Source organism: Actinoplanes sp. HUAS TT8 (assembly GCF_051380535.1).
Lineage (GTDB): Bacteria > Actinomycetota > Actinomycetes > Mycobacteriales > Micromonosporaceae > Actinoplanes.
In genome coordinates this window covers 5919706-5934360 of record NZ_CP195646.1, presented here as the reverse complement: position 1 = coordinate 5934360, position 14655 = coordinate 5919706, and the positions used below count along the sequence as shown (strand labels likewise).

At 70.9% G+C, this 14655-nt stretch carries 12 protein-coding genes; 3 read left to right on the top strand and 9 right to left on the bottom strand.

Features of this window, described 5'->3' with window-relative positions; all coding sequences use genetic code 11:
* Positions 1 to 32: 32 nt before the first annotated feature.
* Entirely contained in the window at positions 33 to 1487 is a 1455-nt protein-coding gene (locus ACSHV8_RS26600) for a N,N-dimethylformamidase beta subunit family domain-containing protein (RefSeq protein WP_436519765.1), read from the top strand.
* 108 nt (positions 1488 to 1595) lie between these two features.
* On the opposite strand, the gene ACSHV8_RS26595 is transcribed toward ACSHV8_RS26600, so the two are convergent.
* Genes ACSHV8_RS26595 through ACSHV8_RS26570 form a run of 6 tightly spaced genes read right to left on the bottom strand, consistent with a single transcriptional unit; the run spans position 1596 to position 8323 of the window.
* Positions 1596 to 2858 carry a cytochrome P450 gene (locus tag ACSHV8_RS26595; RefSeq protein ID WP_436519763.1) on the bottom strand — a complete coding sequence of 421 codons (1263 nt, stop codon included), beginning with the start codon at positions 2856 to 2858 and terminating at the stop codon, positions 1596 to 1598.
* Positions 2859 to 2903: 45 nt separating this feature from the next.
* Positions 2904 to 3896 (bottom strand): glycoside hydrolase family 9 protein, encoded by a 993-nt coding sequence (locus tag ACSHV8_RS26590; RefSeq protein ID WP_436519761.1) that lies wholly within the window; start codon positions 3894 to 3896, stop codon positions 2904 to 2906.
* Positions 3788 to 5317, bottom strand: a complete 1530-nt coding sequence (locus ACSHV8_RS26585; protein WP_436519759.1) for a glycoside hydrolase family 9 protein — start codon at positions 5315 to 5317, stop codon at positions 3788 to 3790. Before ACSHV8_RS26585 ends, ACSHV8_RS26590 begins: the two co-directional genes overlap by 109 nt.
* Positions 5318 to 5349: 32 nt before the next feature.
* Positions 5350 to 6588 (bottom strand): ATP-grasp domain-containing protein, encoded by a 1239-nt coding sequence (locus ACSHV8_RS26580; protein WP_436519757.1) that lies wholly within the window; start codon positions 6586 to 6588, stop codon positions 5350 to 5352.
* A 25-nt stretch (positions 6589 to 6613) separates the two neighbouring features.
* A complete protein-coding gene (locus ACSHV8_RS26575) occupies positions 6614 to 7294 on the bottom strand; it encodes an alpha/beta hydrolase (protein WP_436519755.1) in 681 nt (226 codons plus the stop codon).
* 9 nt (positions 7295 to 7303) lie between these two features.
* Entirely contained in the window at positions 7304 to 8323 is a 1020-nt protein-coding gene (locus ACSHV8_RS26570) for a tetratricopeptide repeat protein (RefSeq protein WP_436519753.1), read from the bottom strand.
* A gap of 658 nt (positions 8324 to 8981) precedes the next feature.
* Between ACSHV8_RS26570 and ACSHV8_RS26565 the strand changes: the two genes are divergently transcribed.
* A complete protein-coding gene (locus tag ACSHV8_RS26565; RefSeq protein ID WP_436519751.1) occupies positions 8982 to 11264 on the top strand; it encodes an ATP-binding protein in 2283 nt (760 codons plus the stop codon).
* Here ACSHV8_RS26565 and ACSHV8_RS26560 read toward each other — a convergent pair.
* On the bottom strand, positions 11201 to 11638 hold the full coding sequence (locus tag ACSHV8_RS26560) for a response regulator (RefSeq protein ID WP_436519749.1): 438 nt from the start codon (positions 11636 to 11638) through the stop codon (positions 11201 to 11203). The two genes, ACSHV8_RS26565 and ACSHV8_RS26560, sit on opposite strands and share 64 nt — an antisense overlap.
* Positions 11635 to 13233 carry a PP2C family protein-serine/threonine phosphatase gene (locus ACSHV8_RS26555; protein ID WP_436519747.1) on the bottom strand — a complete coding sequence of 533 codons (1599 nt, stop codon included), beginning with the start codon at positions 13231 to 13233 and terminating at the stop codon, positions 11635 to 11637. Before ACSHV8_RS26555 ends, ACSHV8_RS26560 begins: the two co-directional genes overlap by 4 nt.
* A gap of 34 nt (positions 13234 to 13267) precedes the next feature.
* On the opposite strand from ACSHV8_RS26555, the gene ACSHV8_RS26550 reads away from it, so the two are divergent.
* Positions 13268 to 13693, top strand: coding sequence for a DUF5990 family protein (locus ACSHV8_RS26550; protein WP_436519746.1), 426 nt, complete (start codon positions 13268 to 13270; stop codon positions 13691 to 13693).
* Here the strand turns inward: ACSHV8_RS26550 and ACSHV8_RS26545 are convergent.
* The gene (locus ACSHV8_RS26545) at positions 13674 to 14654 is read right to left on the bottom strand and encodes an alcohol dehydrogenase catalytic domain-containing protein (protein ID WP_436519744.1); all 981 of its coding nucleotides are present in this window, start codon (positions 14652 to 14654) and stop codon (positions 13674 to 13676) included. The genes ACSHV8_RS26550 and ACSHV8_RS26545 overlap by 20 nt on opposite strands.
* Between the last annotated feature and the right edge of the window lies 1 nt (position 14655).

The following is a 14655-nucleotide window of genomic DNA, read 5'->3' as shown; positions in this document are numbered from 1 at the left end:
ATTTCGTCTTGTCGCGCTCGGGTCGTCGCACCGTGCTCAAGTTTCTCGCTCTCGGCGCCGGAGCGGCCGCCACCGGCCTGGCCGTGCCCGCCGAGGCGACGAGCGTGCCCCGCCAGGCGCTGCGGGACCGTCCGCGGCCGGCCGCGCCGGTCGTGCCGGCCCAGCGGGCGTCGGCGGACGCGCTGCGCCTGCCGGTCAACGTCACCGACCGGCTCCGGCAGATCCAGGGCTACGCGTCCGCGACCTCGGTGAACGCCGGCGACCCGATCGACTTCCACGTCGCCGTGGCCCGCCCGCAGCCGTTCACCGTCACCGTCCACCGGATCGACGGGCGCGGGACCCAGCAGGTGGGCGCCAGCGGCGAACTGTCCGGGCAGCCCCGCGCGGTGCCGGTGCCCGACCCGGTGACCGGGCTGATCGACTGCGACTGGCCGGTCTCGTGGACGCTGCACACGCCGGCGTACTGGACGTCGGGGATGTACCTGGCGGTCTTCGAGACCCGCGACGGGGACCGGGCCCTCACCCTGTTCGTGGTCCGCGAGGACCAGCGGCGCTCCGACTTCCTGATGGTGGTGCCGTTCACCACGTACGCGGCGTACAACATGTGGCCGATGGACGGGCACACCGGGCGCAACCTCTACCGCGGCTACCTCCCGGGCGGGAAGTCGGGCGGGATCGACCAGCGGGCGTACCGGGTGTCGTTCAACCGCCCGTTCGCCAACGGTGGCCGGCCCAAGCTGTTCGACCTGGACATCGCCGCCGCCAAGTGGCTGGAGTCGAACGGCTACGACGTCACCTACGCCACCAGCATCGACCTGCACGAGGGCCGCGTCGACCCGGCCCGGCACCGGGGGCTGGTCTTCTCCGGCCACGACGAGTACTGGTCGGGCGCGATGCGCCAGGTGCTGGACAAGGCGATCCGCGGCGGCACCCACTGCGCGTTCCTGGCCGCCAACAACGTGTACTGGAACATCCGGATGGAGGCGGCCGGCCGGGTGGTGACCTGCTACAAGGACGCCGTGGACCCGGCGCCGGGCCGGTTCGGCCCGACGAAACTCTGGCGCGACCTCGGCCCGGGCCACTCGCACGCCGAGGGCCGGACGCTCGGCGTGCAGTACAACGGCATCCCGGACCGGCCCGCCCCGCTCGTGGTCCGCGAGGCCGGGCACTGGCTCTGGGCCGGGACCGGCCTGCGCGACGGCGACACCATCCCGAAGCTGGTCGGCGGGGAGGCCGACGGCGTGTTCCCGGACGTCCCGGTGGGGTACGGCGCGCAGCGGACCGTGCTGTCGGAGAGTCCGTACACCGACGCCAAGCGTGGCCGGGTGGTCCAGAACACGAGCCTGAGCGTCACGCCGGAGGGCACGATCGTGTTCGACGCGGGCACGTTCCACTGGCCGCTGGCGCTGGTCCACGGGCGGTACACCGACGCGCGCATCCAGCGGGCCACCCGCAACCTGTTCAACCGGATGCTGGCCGCGAAGTGAGACCCCGGATGCTGGCCGCGAAGTGAGACCCCGGCCGCCGGCCGCGAAGTGAGACCCCGGCCACCGGCCGCCGGGTAGGACCCGGAGGCCGGCGTTGAAGTTAAGGGCTCAGCGAGCCAGGGCGGCCGGCCGCCCGGTGGCCACCGGCAGGGTCAGCGGCCCCCGGATGATGCTGGCGTTGCGCCGCCGCAGCGTCCCGGCCCGCCGCAGCCCGGGCATCCGCTCGGCCAGCAGCCGCAGCGCGATCCCGGCCTCCATCCGCGCCAGCGGCGCCCCCACGCAGTAGTGGATGCCGCTGGAGAACGACAGGTGGTCGGCCTCCGGGACGCGCCCGAGATCGAACCGGTCGGCCCGGGCGTAGACGTCCGGGTCGCGGTTCGCGCCGCCGAGCAGGCAGACGATGAACTGGCCGCGCCGCACCGTACGCCCGGCCACCTCGACGTCCTCGCGGGCGCACCGCGCGGTCCGCTGCACCGGCGAGTCCCACCGCAGCGTCTCCTCGACCGCCGCGTCGGCCCGCCCGGCCGGGTCGGCGCAGAGCGCGTCCCACTGCTCGGGGTGGTCGAGCAGCGCGTTCACCGCGTTGCCGATCAGGTTGACCGTCGTCTCGAAGCCGGCCACGAGCAGCAACCGGCACATCGGCAGCAGCTCGCGTGACTGGATCTGATCACCCTCGGCGGCCAGGATGCGGCTCACCGCGTCGTCGGCCGGTTCCTGGCGGCGCAGCGCGAACAGCCGGACGAACACCTCGTCCATGGCGTTGCTGGCCGCCTGCAGCGCGGCCGCGTGCCGCAGCGACCGGACCCCGTCGAGGGCGCTGCCGACGACCGCGCCGTGCTCGGCGAACGCGTCGGCGTCGGCGTCCGGGATGCCGAGCAGGTCGGAGATGACGGCGATGGGCAGTGGCGCGGCGAAGTCGTGGACGATGTCGAACGTGCCCCGGGCGGCCGCCGCGTCTAGCAGGTCGCCGACCACCCGTTCGACCCGCGGGCGGTATCCGGCGATCTGTTTGGGGCTGAACGCCGGCTGGGCCAGGCGCCGCAGCCGGGTGTGCTCGGGCGGATCCTTGTCCAGGAACGACATGTCGATCTGGTCGCCCGGCGCGCCCGGCCCGTTCATCTCGACCGCCCGCGGGCCGAACCGCCGGTCCCGCAGCACGCTGTTGCAGACCGCGTGGGTCGCGGTCGTGTAGTTGCCGAGCCGGGTCGGCGCCAGCGGCCCGAACGCGCGGACCTCGTCGTAGACGGCGTACGGATTCTCCCGGCCCTCGGCCAGGTGCAGACGGGACAGAGGGTCCCGCCGCACCCGGCCCCAGTAGTGGATGGCCAGCTGGCGCCGGTAGAGGGCGGCGGCGAAGCGCAATGCCTGCATGATTCGCACGTTACTGCACGAATCGCCGCCGTCACTCCACGTCAACTAGCGGATTTCCGCCACATAGCCGCTGACCCAGGCCAGCGCCGCGTTCCAGTTGATCGTCAACTCGTTCGTGGACCACGACTGGATGTCGTCGATGTAGCAGAACTGGCCCACGCAGCCCTTCAGCTTCTCCTGCGCCAGGGGGTCCTGGATCGAGGAGTTCGGGCCACCGGCCAGGCTGCCGACCGGCGGGTGCGGCAGCGACGGGTCCAGCTCGGCGGCGTACCAGCGGCTGTGCTCGTTCTGAGCGCTGACCTCGCCGTACCCGGTGACGTAGGAGCGGTTCAGCGCGTTGCGGCCGAACAGCCAGTCCAGGCCGGTCAGGACACCGTCGCGGTAGCGGTCGCGGCCGGTCAGCTTCTGCGCGGCGGCGAGCACCACCAGGTTGTTGGCGACGATGCTGGACGAACCCCAGTCCCACATGTTGTTGGCGGGGGAGTAGGCGACGCCGTACGCGTGCGCCTTCTGGATCGCCAGGTACTTGTCGGCGCCGGCGACGACCTGCGCCTTGACCGAGCCCAGGCCCGGCAGTTTGTTCGGGATCAGCGCCAGGTCGATCTTCGCGGCGGCCGCGGTGGAGGCCCAGTCGAAGGCGACCGGCCCGAACGCGTCGGCGGTGTGTTCCGGGGAGGCGATCACATCCTTCGCGTACGTCTTCTCGCCGGTCGTGATGAACAGCTCGGCGGCCGCCCAGTAGAACTCGTCGGACACCTTCGTGTCGTTGTAGGCGCCGCCGCCGACCCCGTCGGACTCGGGCGCCAGCGCGATCGGGTTGGTCTTCGCGGCGGTGTACGCCTTGCGGGCCGCGGCCAGGGCGCGTTTGGCGAACGCCGGGTCGTACTTGGCGTAGATCCGGGCCGCCTGGGCCGCGGTGGCCGCCAGGTTCAGGGTGGCGGCGGTCGACACCGGGTGCAGTTCGCGCGGCTGCGGATCCTGCGAGGGCAGCAGCGGGAGCCCGGTCCAGGCCTGGTCGTGGATCTTGTGGTGCACCATCCCGTTCGGCGCCTGCATGCTGAGCAGGAGTTGTAGGCAGGGACTCGGGCGCCAGCGCGATCGGGTTGGTCTTCGCGGCGGTGTACGCCTTGCGGGCCGCGGCCAGGGCGTTCAGTTCCGGCGGTCGACACCGGGTGCAGCGGATCCTGCGAGGGCAGCAGCGGGAGCCCGGTCCAGGCCTGGTCGTGGATCTTGTGGTGCACCATCCCGTTCGGCGCCTGCATGCTGAGCAGGAAGTTCAGTTCCCAGCGGACCTCGTCGAGGATGTCCGGTGTCCGGTTGCCGCTCTCCGGAATTTCAAGATTCACTTTGCGTACGGCGTGGGACTGCTCGTACTCACTGAGCAGCTCCCACACGGAGATGCCGCCGTTGACGACGTACTTGCCGTGGTCGCCGGCGTCGTACCAGCCGCCGCGGACGTCCAGGGTGTAGTCGCAGACGCCGGGCTGGCAGGGCACGTTGCCGTCACCCTGGTTCGGGGCGACATCGACGTGACCGGCCGCGCGGCCGTACCCGGGGCGCAGGGTGTCGCTGATCGCGATGCCGGAGCGCTGGGTGTAGTAGAACTTCAGCGCGTCGGTGCGCAACGACTTGTAGGCGTCGGCCGAGATGTCGAACGGGCGCGACGTCTCACCGTCGGCCGTGATCGTGAAGCCCGTTCCGGACTTCTTGTACCGGCTGAAGTCGATCGTCTGGACGTTCTGCCCGGAGGACGGGTCAACGCCGTACGGCGAAGTCCTGGCCTTTAAAAGGATTTTCCCGTTCTTGTCGTTGAGGGTCCACGGCAGGGCGGTGGTCGCGTCGGTGACCAGCGTCGCCGCCTTCGGGCCGTCCGGCAGGTAGGCGACCTGGTTGACCCGCACCCGCGGCCCGGTGTCGGGCACGTAGACCTCCGGCGGCACGCCCCCGACCAGGGAGACGTTGTCCACGCAGAAGTGCCAGGGCGTCTCGCTGCCGCCGATCTGGAACGCGACCTGCCCCTGCGCGGTGCTGGTCGACGCGGTGAACGTGTACGAGTAGTGCTGCAGGTCCCCGAGGACGGGCGACTGCTCGAAGTACGTGTCGTAGGGGCTGACCGCGAGCCCGGTGATCGCCCGGACCACGTGCCCGGCGTCCCCGCTGGCGTCGAAGCTGAACCGGTACGTCTCGCCGGCGACCAGGTCGATGTCGTTCTGCCCGACCGCGGCGTCCCAGCGGTTGGTGGTCCCGCCGGGCACGTCCACGCAGGCCCGGCCGTCGGTCAGGGCGATCGGCATCCCTGAGGTCGACCAGAAAGGATCGGTGGTGCCGTCAAATCCGCCGTTGACGACCTGTTCCGCCTCATTCTGGCCCGGTTCATCGGCATGCGCCGGAGCGGCGGCTCCGACAAGGAGGAGTGCCGCAAGAGCGGCGATGGCGCGGGAGCGCTCCCATAGATGCATGGAGACATATTGATTACCTGTGTGTTACCGCGTCAACGCCCCTGGTCCCGAATCCAGGCATCGATCAGGCCGCCGAAGTGGGCCAGGAACTTCTCGTGCTCGTGCACCGGGTACATCGCGCGGACCGTTTCGCGCATCAGCGAGCGGAACTCCTCCGAGGTCACCCAGTCGTAGACCACCTCGTCCACGTTGCTCAGATGCTTGTCGCAGAACTCGCGGTATCGGTCGATGTCGAAGTATTGGTCGGCGATCTCCCGATAGCCGGAAAGTTTTTCCCGGTACGACCGATCCGGGTCATCAGCCACAAGGAAGTAGTCGCCCATGTCGGTGTCCAGGCGCATTTGTCGCCCGGTCACCACACAGAACACCGTCCACCGCAGCAGCGCCGACATCGCCCACGGGAAGTAGTAGTGCAGCGAGGTCAACGCCACGTCCGGACAGGCGTTGGCGTAGTCGATCGGGAACACGTCGTCGCCGCGCACCAGCGACTCGCACGAGTTGAACTCCCACCGGAAGAACGCGTTGACCAGGCGCGAGATCGTCACCACCTCGTCGCCGGCCGGGTCCGACAGAAAGTTGTGGTCGACCTCGTAGCGCGCGTGCATCGGCTGATCCGGGCGGAACCGCATCACCATCGTCTCCGGCCCGATCGTCAGCGACCGCGCGAACACGTCGTAGCCCTCGACGGACGCCTGCAGATGCATCAGGCGCTCGCCCGACGCGTCGTACGCCGCATGCAGTTCCTCGGGATTGCGGATCTTGGACACGCCGACCCAGGCGCCCCCGTCGTACGGCTTCATGTACAGCGGATAGCCGACCGAGGCGGCGGTCGCCTCCAGATCGAACGGACGGTTGTAACGGGCCGCCGTGTACGCCCACCGGGAGTTGTCCAGCGGGTTCTTGAACGGGACGAGCACCGTCTCCGGCACCTTCAGCCCGAGCCGCATCATCGCGCAGTAGGCCGCGTGCTTCTCCATCGACTGGAACGTGAACGGGCTGTTCAACAGGTACACGCCGTCCATCAGCGCGATCTTCTTCAGCCACTCACGGGGGTGGTAGTACCAGTACGCCAGCCGGTCGATGACCAGGTCGTGCTGCGGCTGATACCGCAGGTTGAACGGCTCGATCGTGACCCGCACCGACCGCGTCCGGTGCGACCGCCCGTCCGGCCCGGTGACCGTACCCAGCCGGCGCAGCAGGGACTCGAAGGCCCGCGGCCAGTCGTCCTCGGTGCCCAGCAGCAGCCCGATGGTGTGCTCGACGTCGGCCACGGGCCGCCTCCTCGTTGTCGGTCGGTCAGTCCGTCCAGACCTGTTTCAGCAGCGTGGTCAGGTGCGGATCCAGGGCGTGGCGCCAGTTCTCCCAGTCATGCCCGCCCGGGACGGCCGCGAACGTCACCGGATAACCCTGCTTACGCAGCGCCTCCGCCATGTCCCGGTTGTTGGCCAGGTTCTCCTCGGCGTCACCGCAGGTCAACGTCGTCGGCACGGCCGGGCCGCGAGGCGCCGTGAGGACCCGGCGCACGTACCGGATGATCCGCGACCAATGTGCGAAACCGGACTCCTGCCGATCGTGGCGCGGCTGGAAAAAACTCCCCGACTGCAGGAACAACCCGGCAAAACCGGCCGGATGACAGCGCTGCGCGTGCAACATCGCCAGCGCGCCCAGACTCACCCCGGCACCCACCGCCCTCGACGCGCCCAGGCGCGATCGCAGCCGCGGCAAAATCTCAAGACCAAGGCTTTGCGCGTACGGCGGACTGGCCGAATACCAGTCGTCGCGGGTCTTCACCGGGAGCAGGGCCAGGTGGTAGCGATTCGCCCGCTCGGCGTGCTCGGCCAGCCCCCGGTAGTCGGGGCCGTCGTGGGCGACCAGCAGCCGATCCGACTCCTGCTCGGGGGACCAGACACGCGCGGTGATCGTGTCCCGCAGTGCGGGCAGCGGAAGACGAACCCGTCGCCAGCGGCCCGCTCCCATGAACGTACGTTAACCCGGTCGGCCGGATTTCGCCGCGCTCTTCGTTCCGTTGCCGCGCTGCTCGGTCACGCTCATCGCCCGTGCCGCCCTCGATCCCGCCGCTCTGTTCGCGGCGGCCCTGCTTGTGGCCGTCTTGTTCGTGGCCGTCTTGTTCGGCGCTGTCGCGGGATCGCCGCTGAGCTCCGCGATCCGCGCCGTCACGTCCTGGACCAGCGCTGGATCACCGGTCGCACCCGCGGCCGCGAGCAGCACGACCAGCGCCGCGGCACTCTGCTCGGGCGGACAGTCCACCAGCAACCCGGGCAGCCGGGCGGTCATCAACTCCACCGCCCGCCGCGGACGATCCCGATGCCGGTGCAGAAAACTCCCGCGCATCGTCACCGCCTCCAACGCGTTCTCCGGCGCCACCGCCTGATGAGCCGCCACCTCCGCCGCGTGCCGCGTCAGCCGGTCCATCCGCTCGGCATCGCCCCGGATCTCCGCCGCATCCACCCGATTCAGCACCGACCGCAGATAGTCGTCCACCGCCTCGGGCAGCACACTCCGGAACAGCCGCTCAGCCGCCGCGAAGCACCCTTCCGCCTCCCCGAGATGCACCTCCGCCCGAGTCCTCCCCGTACCTCGCGCCCGCGCACTCTCAGCTCCTCGCGCCCGCGCGCCGTCGGCTGGGGGCTCACCGTGCCCGGATGCCGCACGGGCCAGTTCGACCTCGACAACCCCGAGATTGTCGTAGGTGATCGCCCGCCCGACCGGGTCACCGACCAGTGGCCCGACCTCCAGTGACCGAACCAGACAGCGCCGAGCCCGAAGAAGATCCCCCTGCTGATACGCGGTCAACGCAAGATTGTTGAGAATCGCGGAATACGTCCCCGGATCCGGTTCGCCGACCAGCCCGAGCGCCGCCAGCGCCCGCTCGAAATGCCCCGCGGCTTCCCCCGGCCGTCCCGCCCGGCGCAGCATCTCCCCACGCTCGTTCTCCGCCGCCGCCACGCTCCCAGCGGCGTTGACGCTCCGGTAGACCTCCGCCACCCGACCTCCACCGCTAGCCCCCACCTAGATCAAGTATAAAAGCCCCAAACCGGAAAAATCCCCCCGCCACCCGGTCCCCCTTTCCTCCATCCCACCCCCAAGCCCTCCCAACCCACCCTGAGCCCCAGCCGCCGACCTCCAGCTGGCGCTGAGGGTCCCCTCAAGGCCGTCGATCCAGCCGTGAGCGCCAGCCGCCGACCTCCAGCTGGCGCTGAGGGTTCCTCAAGGCCGTCGGCCCGACCATGAGTGCCAGCTGCGGTCCTTCAGCTGGTGCTGAGGGTTGTCTCGGGGCCGTCGATCCAGCCGTGAGCGCCAGCTGCCGTCCTTCAGTTGGTGCTGAGGGTCGTCTCGAGGGCGCCGGACCAGCCGTGGGCGCCGGCCGCCGACCTTCAAGTCGCGCTGAGAGGTGTCTTGCTGGGTGTGGGCTGGCGGGTTTTGGCTGGTGGCGGGGCTGGGGTGGGGTGTAGGGGGAAGGGTGTGGGGTGGGGAGAGGTGGAAGGGAGGGGTTGTGGGGTAAGAGGGACCACCCACGCAGAATGAAGGGTGCGGCGATTGTTTTGGACGCGTAGCGGCCAGATCGCCGTGCCCGGCCCCCGCGGGAGCGGCGGTCTGGACCACAGCGGAGATAGGCCATAAAGATTTTGATCGGGGTTGTGGTGTGACTGACTCGCGAGGGTGGCTTTCGGAGCGGGCTGAGGCCGCCGAGCGGGAGGTCGGGACGCCGTTCGACCTGGCCGCGTGTGTTCGGGAGCCGATTCATCGGCTGGGTGGGGTGCAGTCGCACGGGGCGCTCGTGGCGGCGCGGGACGGGCGGATCGAGGTGGCCAGCGCCAATGCGGCGGGGCTGCTCGGGGTGGAGCGGCTGGGCACGATCGAGGAGCTGCTCGGGGTTGAGCAGGTCGAGCGGCTGCTGGCGCTGGCGGATGCGGATACCGGGCAGACGGCGATGATGCCGGTGACGCTGGTCGGCGGAACGGCGGCGCCCGGAGCGCCGGGAATGCCGGGAGCGCCAGGTGTGCCCGGGGCGCCGGGGGAGGGGCGGCGGTTTGATGTGACCGTGCATCGGGCTGAGGGGCGGCTCGTCCTGGAGTTCGAGCCGGCCGAGACCGAGGGCATCGGGGCGCTGCTGGTGCGCCAGGCGCTGATGCGGCTGCAGCGGGCCGGCACGGTGGCCGAGGCGGCGCAGGCGGCCGTGCGGGAGATCAGGAACGTGACCGGGTACGACCGGGTGGTGGCCTACCGGTTCGAGTCGGCCGACGGGCCGGGCGAGGTGATCGCCGAGGATGTGGTGGCGGACTGGGAGCCGTGGCTGGGGTTGTGGTTCCCGGCCACCGATATCCCGCCGCAGGCCCGTGAGCTGTATGAACGTAACTGGATCCGGGTGATCGCGGATGTTCGGGACGTGACCGCGCGGCTGGTCCCGGAGGTGCTGCCGGAGACCGGGGAGCCGCTGGACCTGTCGTTGTCGGTGTTGCGGACGGTATCGCCGTTCCACCTGGAGTATCTGCGGAACATCGAGGTCACGTCGTCGATGTCGGTGTCGCTGCTGTCCGACGGGCGGCTGTGGGGGCTCATCGCGTGTCACGGGCGGGAGCCGAAGGCGCTCAGTCCGACCGTCCGGGCGGCCTGTGAGTTCTTCGGGGTGGCGCTGTCGCTGCATCTGGCCGGGCTGCGGGAACGGGACGAGGCGGCTGTCCGGGAACGATCACGGATCGCCATCGCCCGGCGGCTGGAGCGGGTCTCGGTCGATCTGTCCACCGGGCTGTCGCCGGACGGGCTGGAGCAGGTGGTGGACTGCGACGCGGTGGCCGTGCGATTCGACGGCGTGATCACGGTGTCGCCGGCGAACAGCATCATAAAAGCCGACGTGGTGGAGAAGCTGCTGGCCACGGTGCCGCCGGGCGAGCTGTGGCACAGCGACGGCCTCGGTGCGGAGTACGGCGAGAGCCTGGCCGGCGCTCTGGTCCTGCCGATCGGCGCGACCGGTGACGGTGTCGTCTGGATTCGCCGCGAGCGTACGGTGGCCCGGCGCTGGGCGGCCGATCCCCGTACCCCCGTGGTTCTGGGCCCTAATGGTCGCCGGCTCACCCCGCGGGGTTCGACCGCGGTGTTCCTGGCCACGGTGCGCGGCCGCAGCACCCCGTGGACCGTCACCGACCTGGCCATGGCCACCGAGCTGGGCCGTTCCCTGACCGGGATCGCCCTGGCCCAGGCTCGCCGGCTGGCCGCGCTCAACGTGGAGCTGACCCGCAGCAACGTGGATCTGAACTCGTTCGCGCACGCGGCCGCCCACGACCTGAAGGAGCCGCTGCGCGGGATCGCCAACTATGCGACGTTCATCGCCGAGGACAGTGCGGGCCAGCTGGACGAGGTGACCGAGCGGCGGCTGCAGGCGATCCAGCGGCTGGCCGGGCGGATGGACGAGCTGTTGAACTCGCTGCTCTACTACTCGCGGCTGGGCCGGACCGAGCTGCACCGGGAGCGGATCGAGCTGAGCGACGCGGTGGACCGGGCCCTGGACGTGGCCGGCCCGCGGTTGGAGGCGGCCGGGGTCGCGGTGGAGCTGGCCGAGGATCCGGTGCCGCTGCTCGCCGATCCGGTCCTGCTCGACGAGGTCCTGGTCAACCTGCTGGTGAACGCGGCCAAGTATGCGCGGGAGGACGGCCCGCGCCGGGTTGTTGTCGGCACAAAAAGTATAAATGCCGAAATATCGGGCAGCGCACAAACGAATGCCCTGTTCGTCCGGGACAACGGCATCGGCATGCCCGGCCACCTCCGCGAGGAAGCGTTCGAGCTGTTCCGCCGCCTGCACCCGAGCGCCGAGGGCTCCGGCGCCGGCCTGGCCATCGTCCGCCGCATCGTCGAGCGGCACGGCGGTCAGGTCTGGGCCGAGGAGTCCCCGGGCGGCGGCACCACGATGTGGGCGACGTTCCCCCAGTAGTCCAGGGTCTGCCGCAGCACGGTCTGGAACAGCGCGAAGTTCACCGGCTTGTAGATGTAGCTGTCCGCCCCGGCCGCGTAGCAGGCGTCGGCCTCGGCCTGATCCTCCGACGAGGTGAAGACCACGATCCGGATCCCGTCGAGGGTGGCGTCCGCGCGGACCTGCCGGATCACCGCCAGCCCGCCCTCGCCGGGCATGTTCAGGTCGAGCAGCATGATCCCGGGCAGCACGGCCCCGGCCACGGTCAGCCGGGGCAGCACCTCGTCCCCGGAGCGCAGGAACTCCAGGTGGGCCCGGGGGTGGGAGCGGCTGATCGCGCGTTCGATCGCCTCCACGTCCTCGGGGGAGTCCTCGACGACCAGAACAGAAGTCACGGTGTTACCCCGATCGCCAGTACTGCTATGTCGTCGTCGGCGCCGCTCGACCCGAACCCGGCCGCGGCGGCGCTCAACTCCCGGACCAGTGTCTCCGGCGGCGCGTCCCGGAGTCGTTCCAGGACCTGCGGCAGTGCCGCGTCCTCGAACATGCGGCCCTCCGGGTCCCGGCTCTCGGTCAGCCCGTCGGTGTACATGACCAGCGTGTCGCCCGGCCCGAGCCGGAAGCGGGACCGCCCGACCCGCAGCCGGGGCAGCACACCGATCGGTATGCCGCCACCGCGCCCGTGCTCGGCCGCTGCGCCGCGGCGCAGGATCAGCGGCGGCGGATGCCCGCAGGAACTCCACTGCACGGCGAACCCGTCGCCGTCCGGGCGGAACAGCGCGATCCCGGCGGTCAGGAACCGCCACGAGCCCTCCCGGCGCAGCGACTCGTTGAGCCGGCTCAACGCGCGGGCCGGGGACAGGCCCTCCTGCAGCAGTGCGCCCAGGGTGTGCCGGGCCATGCCGGTCAGCGCGGCCGCGTCGACCCCGCGCCCGCAGACGTCGCCGATCAGCGCGCCGGCCACGCCGTCGGCGCGCAGCACCACGTCGTAGAAGTCGCCGCCGACCTCCATCACCCGGTCACCGACGGTGTACGACGCGGCGAACTCCAGCCCGTCGGCCCGCGGCAGCCGGCGCGGGAGCAGGTGCTGCTGCATGGCTACGACCTCGCGCCGCCGCTGCTCGTAGAGTTCGCCGTTGTCCAGCGCGAGCGCGGCGCGATGGGTCAGGTCGCGGAGGAAGTGCGCGGGCGGCACATCGGCGGCCGGGCGGTCGAACATGAAGATCAGGACGCCCGACGTACGGCCACGAGCGCGCAACACCTGCACGTCCACGATCCGGTTCCCGGGCAGCAGCGCCTCCGTCCGCACACTGACCGCGGCCGCCGCGAGTTCGGCCAGGCGCCCGGCCACCTCCTCGTCGGCCAGCAGCGCGGACAGCCGCCGCATGTCGATGTGCACGGCGCTGCGCAGTTCGGCCTTGTCGTCGTCGACCAGGTAGACCAGGCAGCCCTCGGCGATCGCGGGCACCGCCATCCGGGCGACCCGGCGCATCGTCTGGGCCCGGTCCAGCACCGCGTCCATCTGCAGGGACGCCTCGGCCAGCAGCGCGTCCCGGGTCTGCTGGGCCTGTTCGGCCCGGTGCGCGGCGAGCCGGCGGATCGCCTCGCGGGTGACGTCGGCGACCTGCTTCAGGGCGAGGCCGGCCTGTTCCGGGTCGCCGGTCGCGTCGAGCAGCACCATCATGGTCCCGCCGACGTCGCCGTTGCCCTCGAACCGGGTGACGGCCGCGTGGGCGATGCCGTGTTCGGCGAGCCATGCGCCGGCCGGTTCGCCCGCGGCCAGCGCCAGCGCGGCCCGGTCGTCGACGGGCAGGCCGGCCCAGCGGAACTCGGTGATCCGCTCGCCCGTGGTATGCCGCAAACCCCAGGCCCCGACCGCTCCGGGCAGTTCCAGCAGCGGCGGCAGCACCAGGCCGGCGAGCTCCTCGCGGGAGGCGATGGAGGACACGGACGCCCAGAGCCGATGGATCGTCACCGCCCAGTCGCTCACGGGAGGCGACTTTAACAGGCCCTATCGTTTCCCCATGCGTATCCGGATCGAGGGCCGTGACCTGCCGCAGTCGCCCGAGCTGCGGTTGAACAACGTTCACGTCGGCATGCAGCGCCGATCCGAGGTCGTCGGCCGGGTCCCGGTGACCGACGCGTCGGCGGTGTGGGAGCTGGAGGTGACCGCCCGTGAGGTCGACGAGCTGCTCGACGTCGGCGGCCCATGGGTGCACGGCTCGCCCGGCGCCCGCTTCCTGTACCTGAGCTGGGGCGCGGTCAGCGACGACGCGTTCGCCATGTTCCGCCGGGCCAAGCTGCTGTTCGGCGACATCCCGGGGCCGCTGCTGCGCGCCGCCTTCGAGGATCGGGGCGTCCTGGTCGGCCGCCTGGGCCTGACCGACGAGGCGGGCGGCCCGCTGTGTGCGCGCGTCCGCCCGCCGCTGATCACCTGGGCTCTGGAATGAGCCCGACGACCTTGCCGCTGACCAGGTTCGCTTCGATGTCGCGGTGCGCTTCGGGGATCTTCTCCAAGGGGTACGTGGTGATCGGCCCCAACGTCAGCGACCCGTCGCCGAGCCGGTCCAGCGTCCTCTGCAGCACCGCGGCCGGCAGATCAGAGGCATTTCCGCTGTACGAGGTCAGCCGCACCCCCGTCGGCAGGTAGGAGATCGGGTAGAAGTCCTTCACGATCCACTCGTTGGCCAGCATCCCGGCGAAGCAGACGGTGCCGTGCACCCGCGTCGCCGCCAGGGTGTCCGGCAGGGTTGTCGTCCCGACCAGTTCGAGGGCCGCGTGCACGCCGCCGGGGACGATCTCGCGCACCCGGGCGGCCACGTTCCCGTCGTCCAGGATCGGGTGGTCGGCGCCGAGCCCGGCCAGGCGCCCGGGTTGACGGGTGGTGGCCAGGACCGTGGCGCCGAGGTCGCGGGCCAGGGCGGTGACCGCGTGCCCGAGCGCCGAGCTGCCGCCGCGGACCAGCAGTGTCTGCCCGGGCTGAAGATCAAGACCCAGGGTCAGCGATCCGTACGCGGTCTGCAGCGTCTCCGGCACCGACCCGATCACGTCCCACGGCAGGTCGGAGGTGAAGGGGATGAGCTGGGCGCGCGGCACCACGACGTACTCGGCGTAGCCGCCGTCGAAGGCGCGTCCCATGCCGCCCATCATGGCCGCCACCTGCTGCCCGGGCGCGAGGATGCCGTCCGGGTCGTGGTCGACGACGCCGGCCGCCTCGATGCCGGGGACGATCGGGAACCGGGCGTTCTCGGCGTACCCGAGCCGCAGGTGCAGCTCGGAGCGGTTGAGGCCGAAGGCGCGCACGTGGACCCGTACCCAATCGGGTTGTGGATCTGGCCTTGGTACGTCGCGGAGTTGAAGGTTCTCGGCCGGTCCGGGTTCGGTCAGCACGATCGCACGCATCGTCGTCATG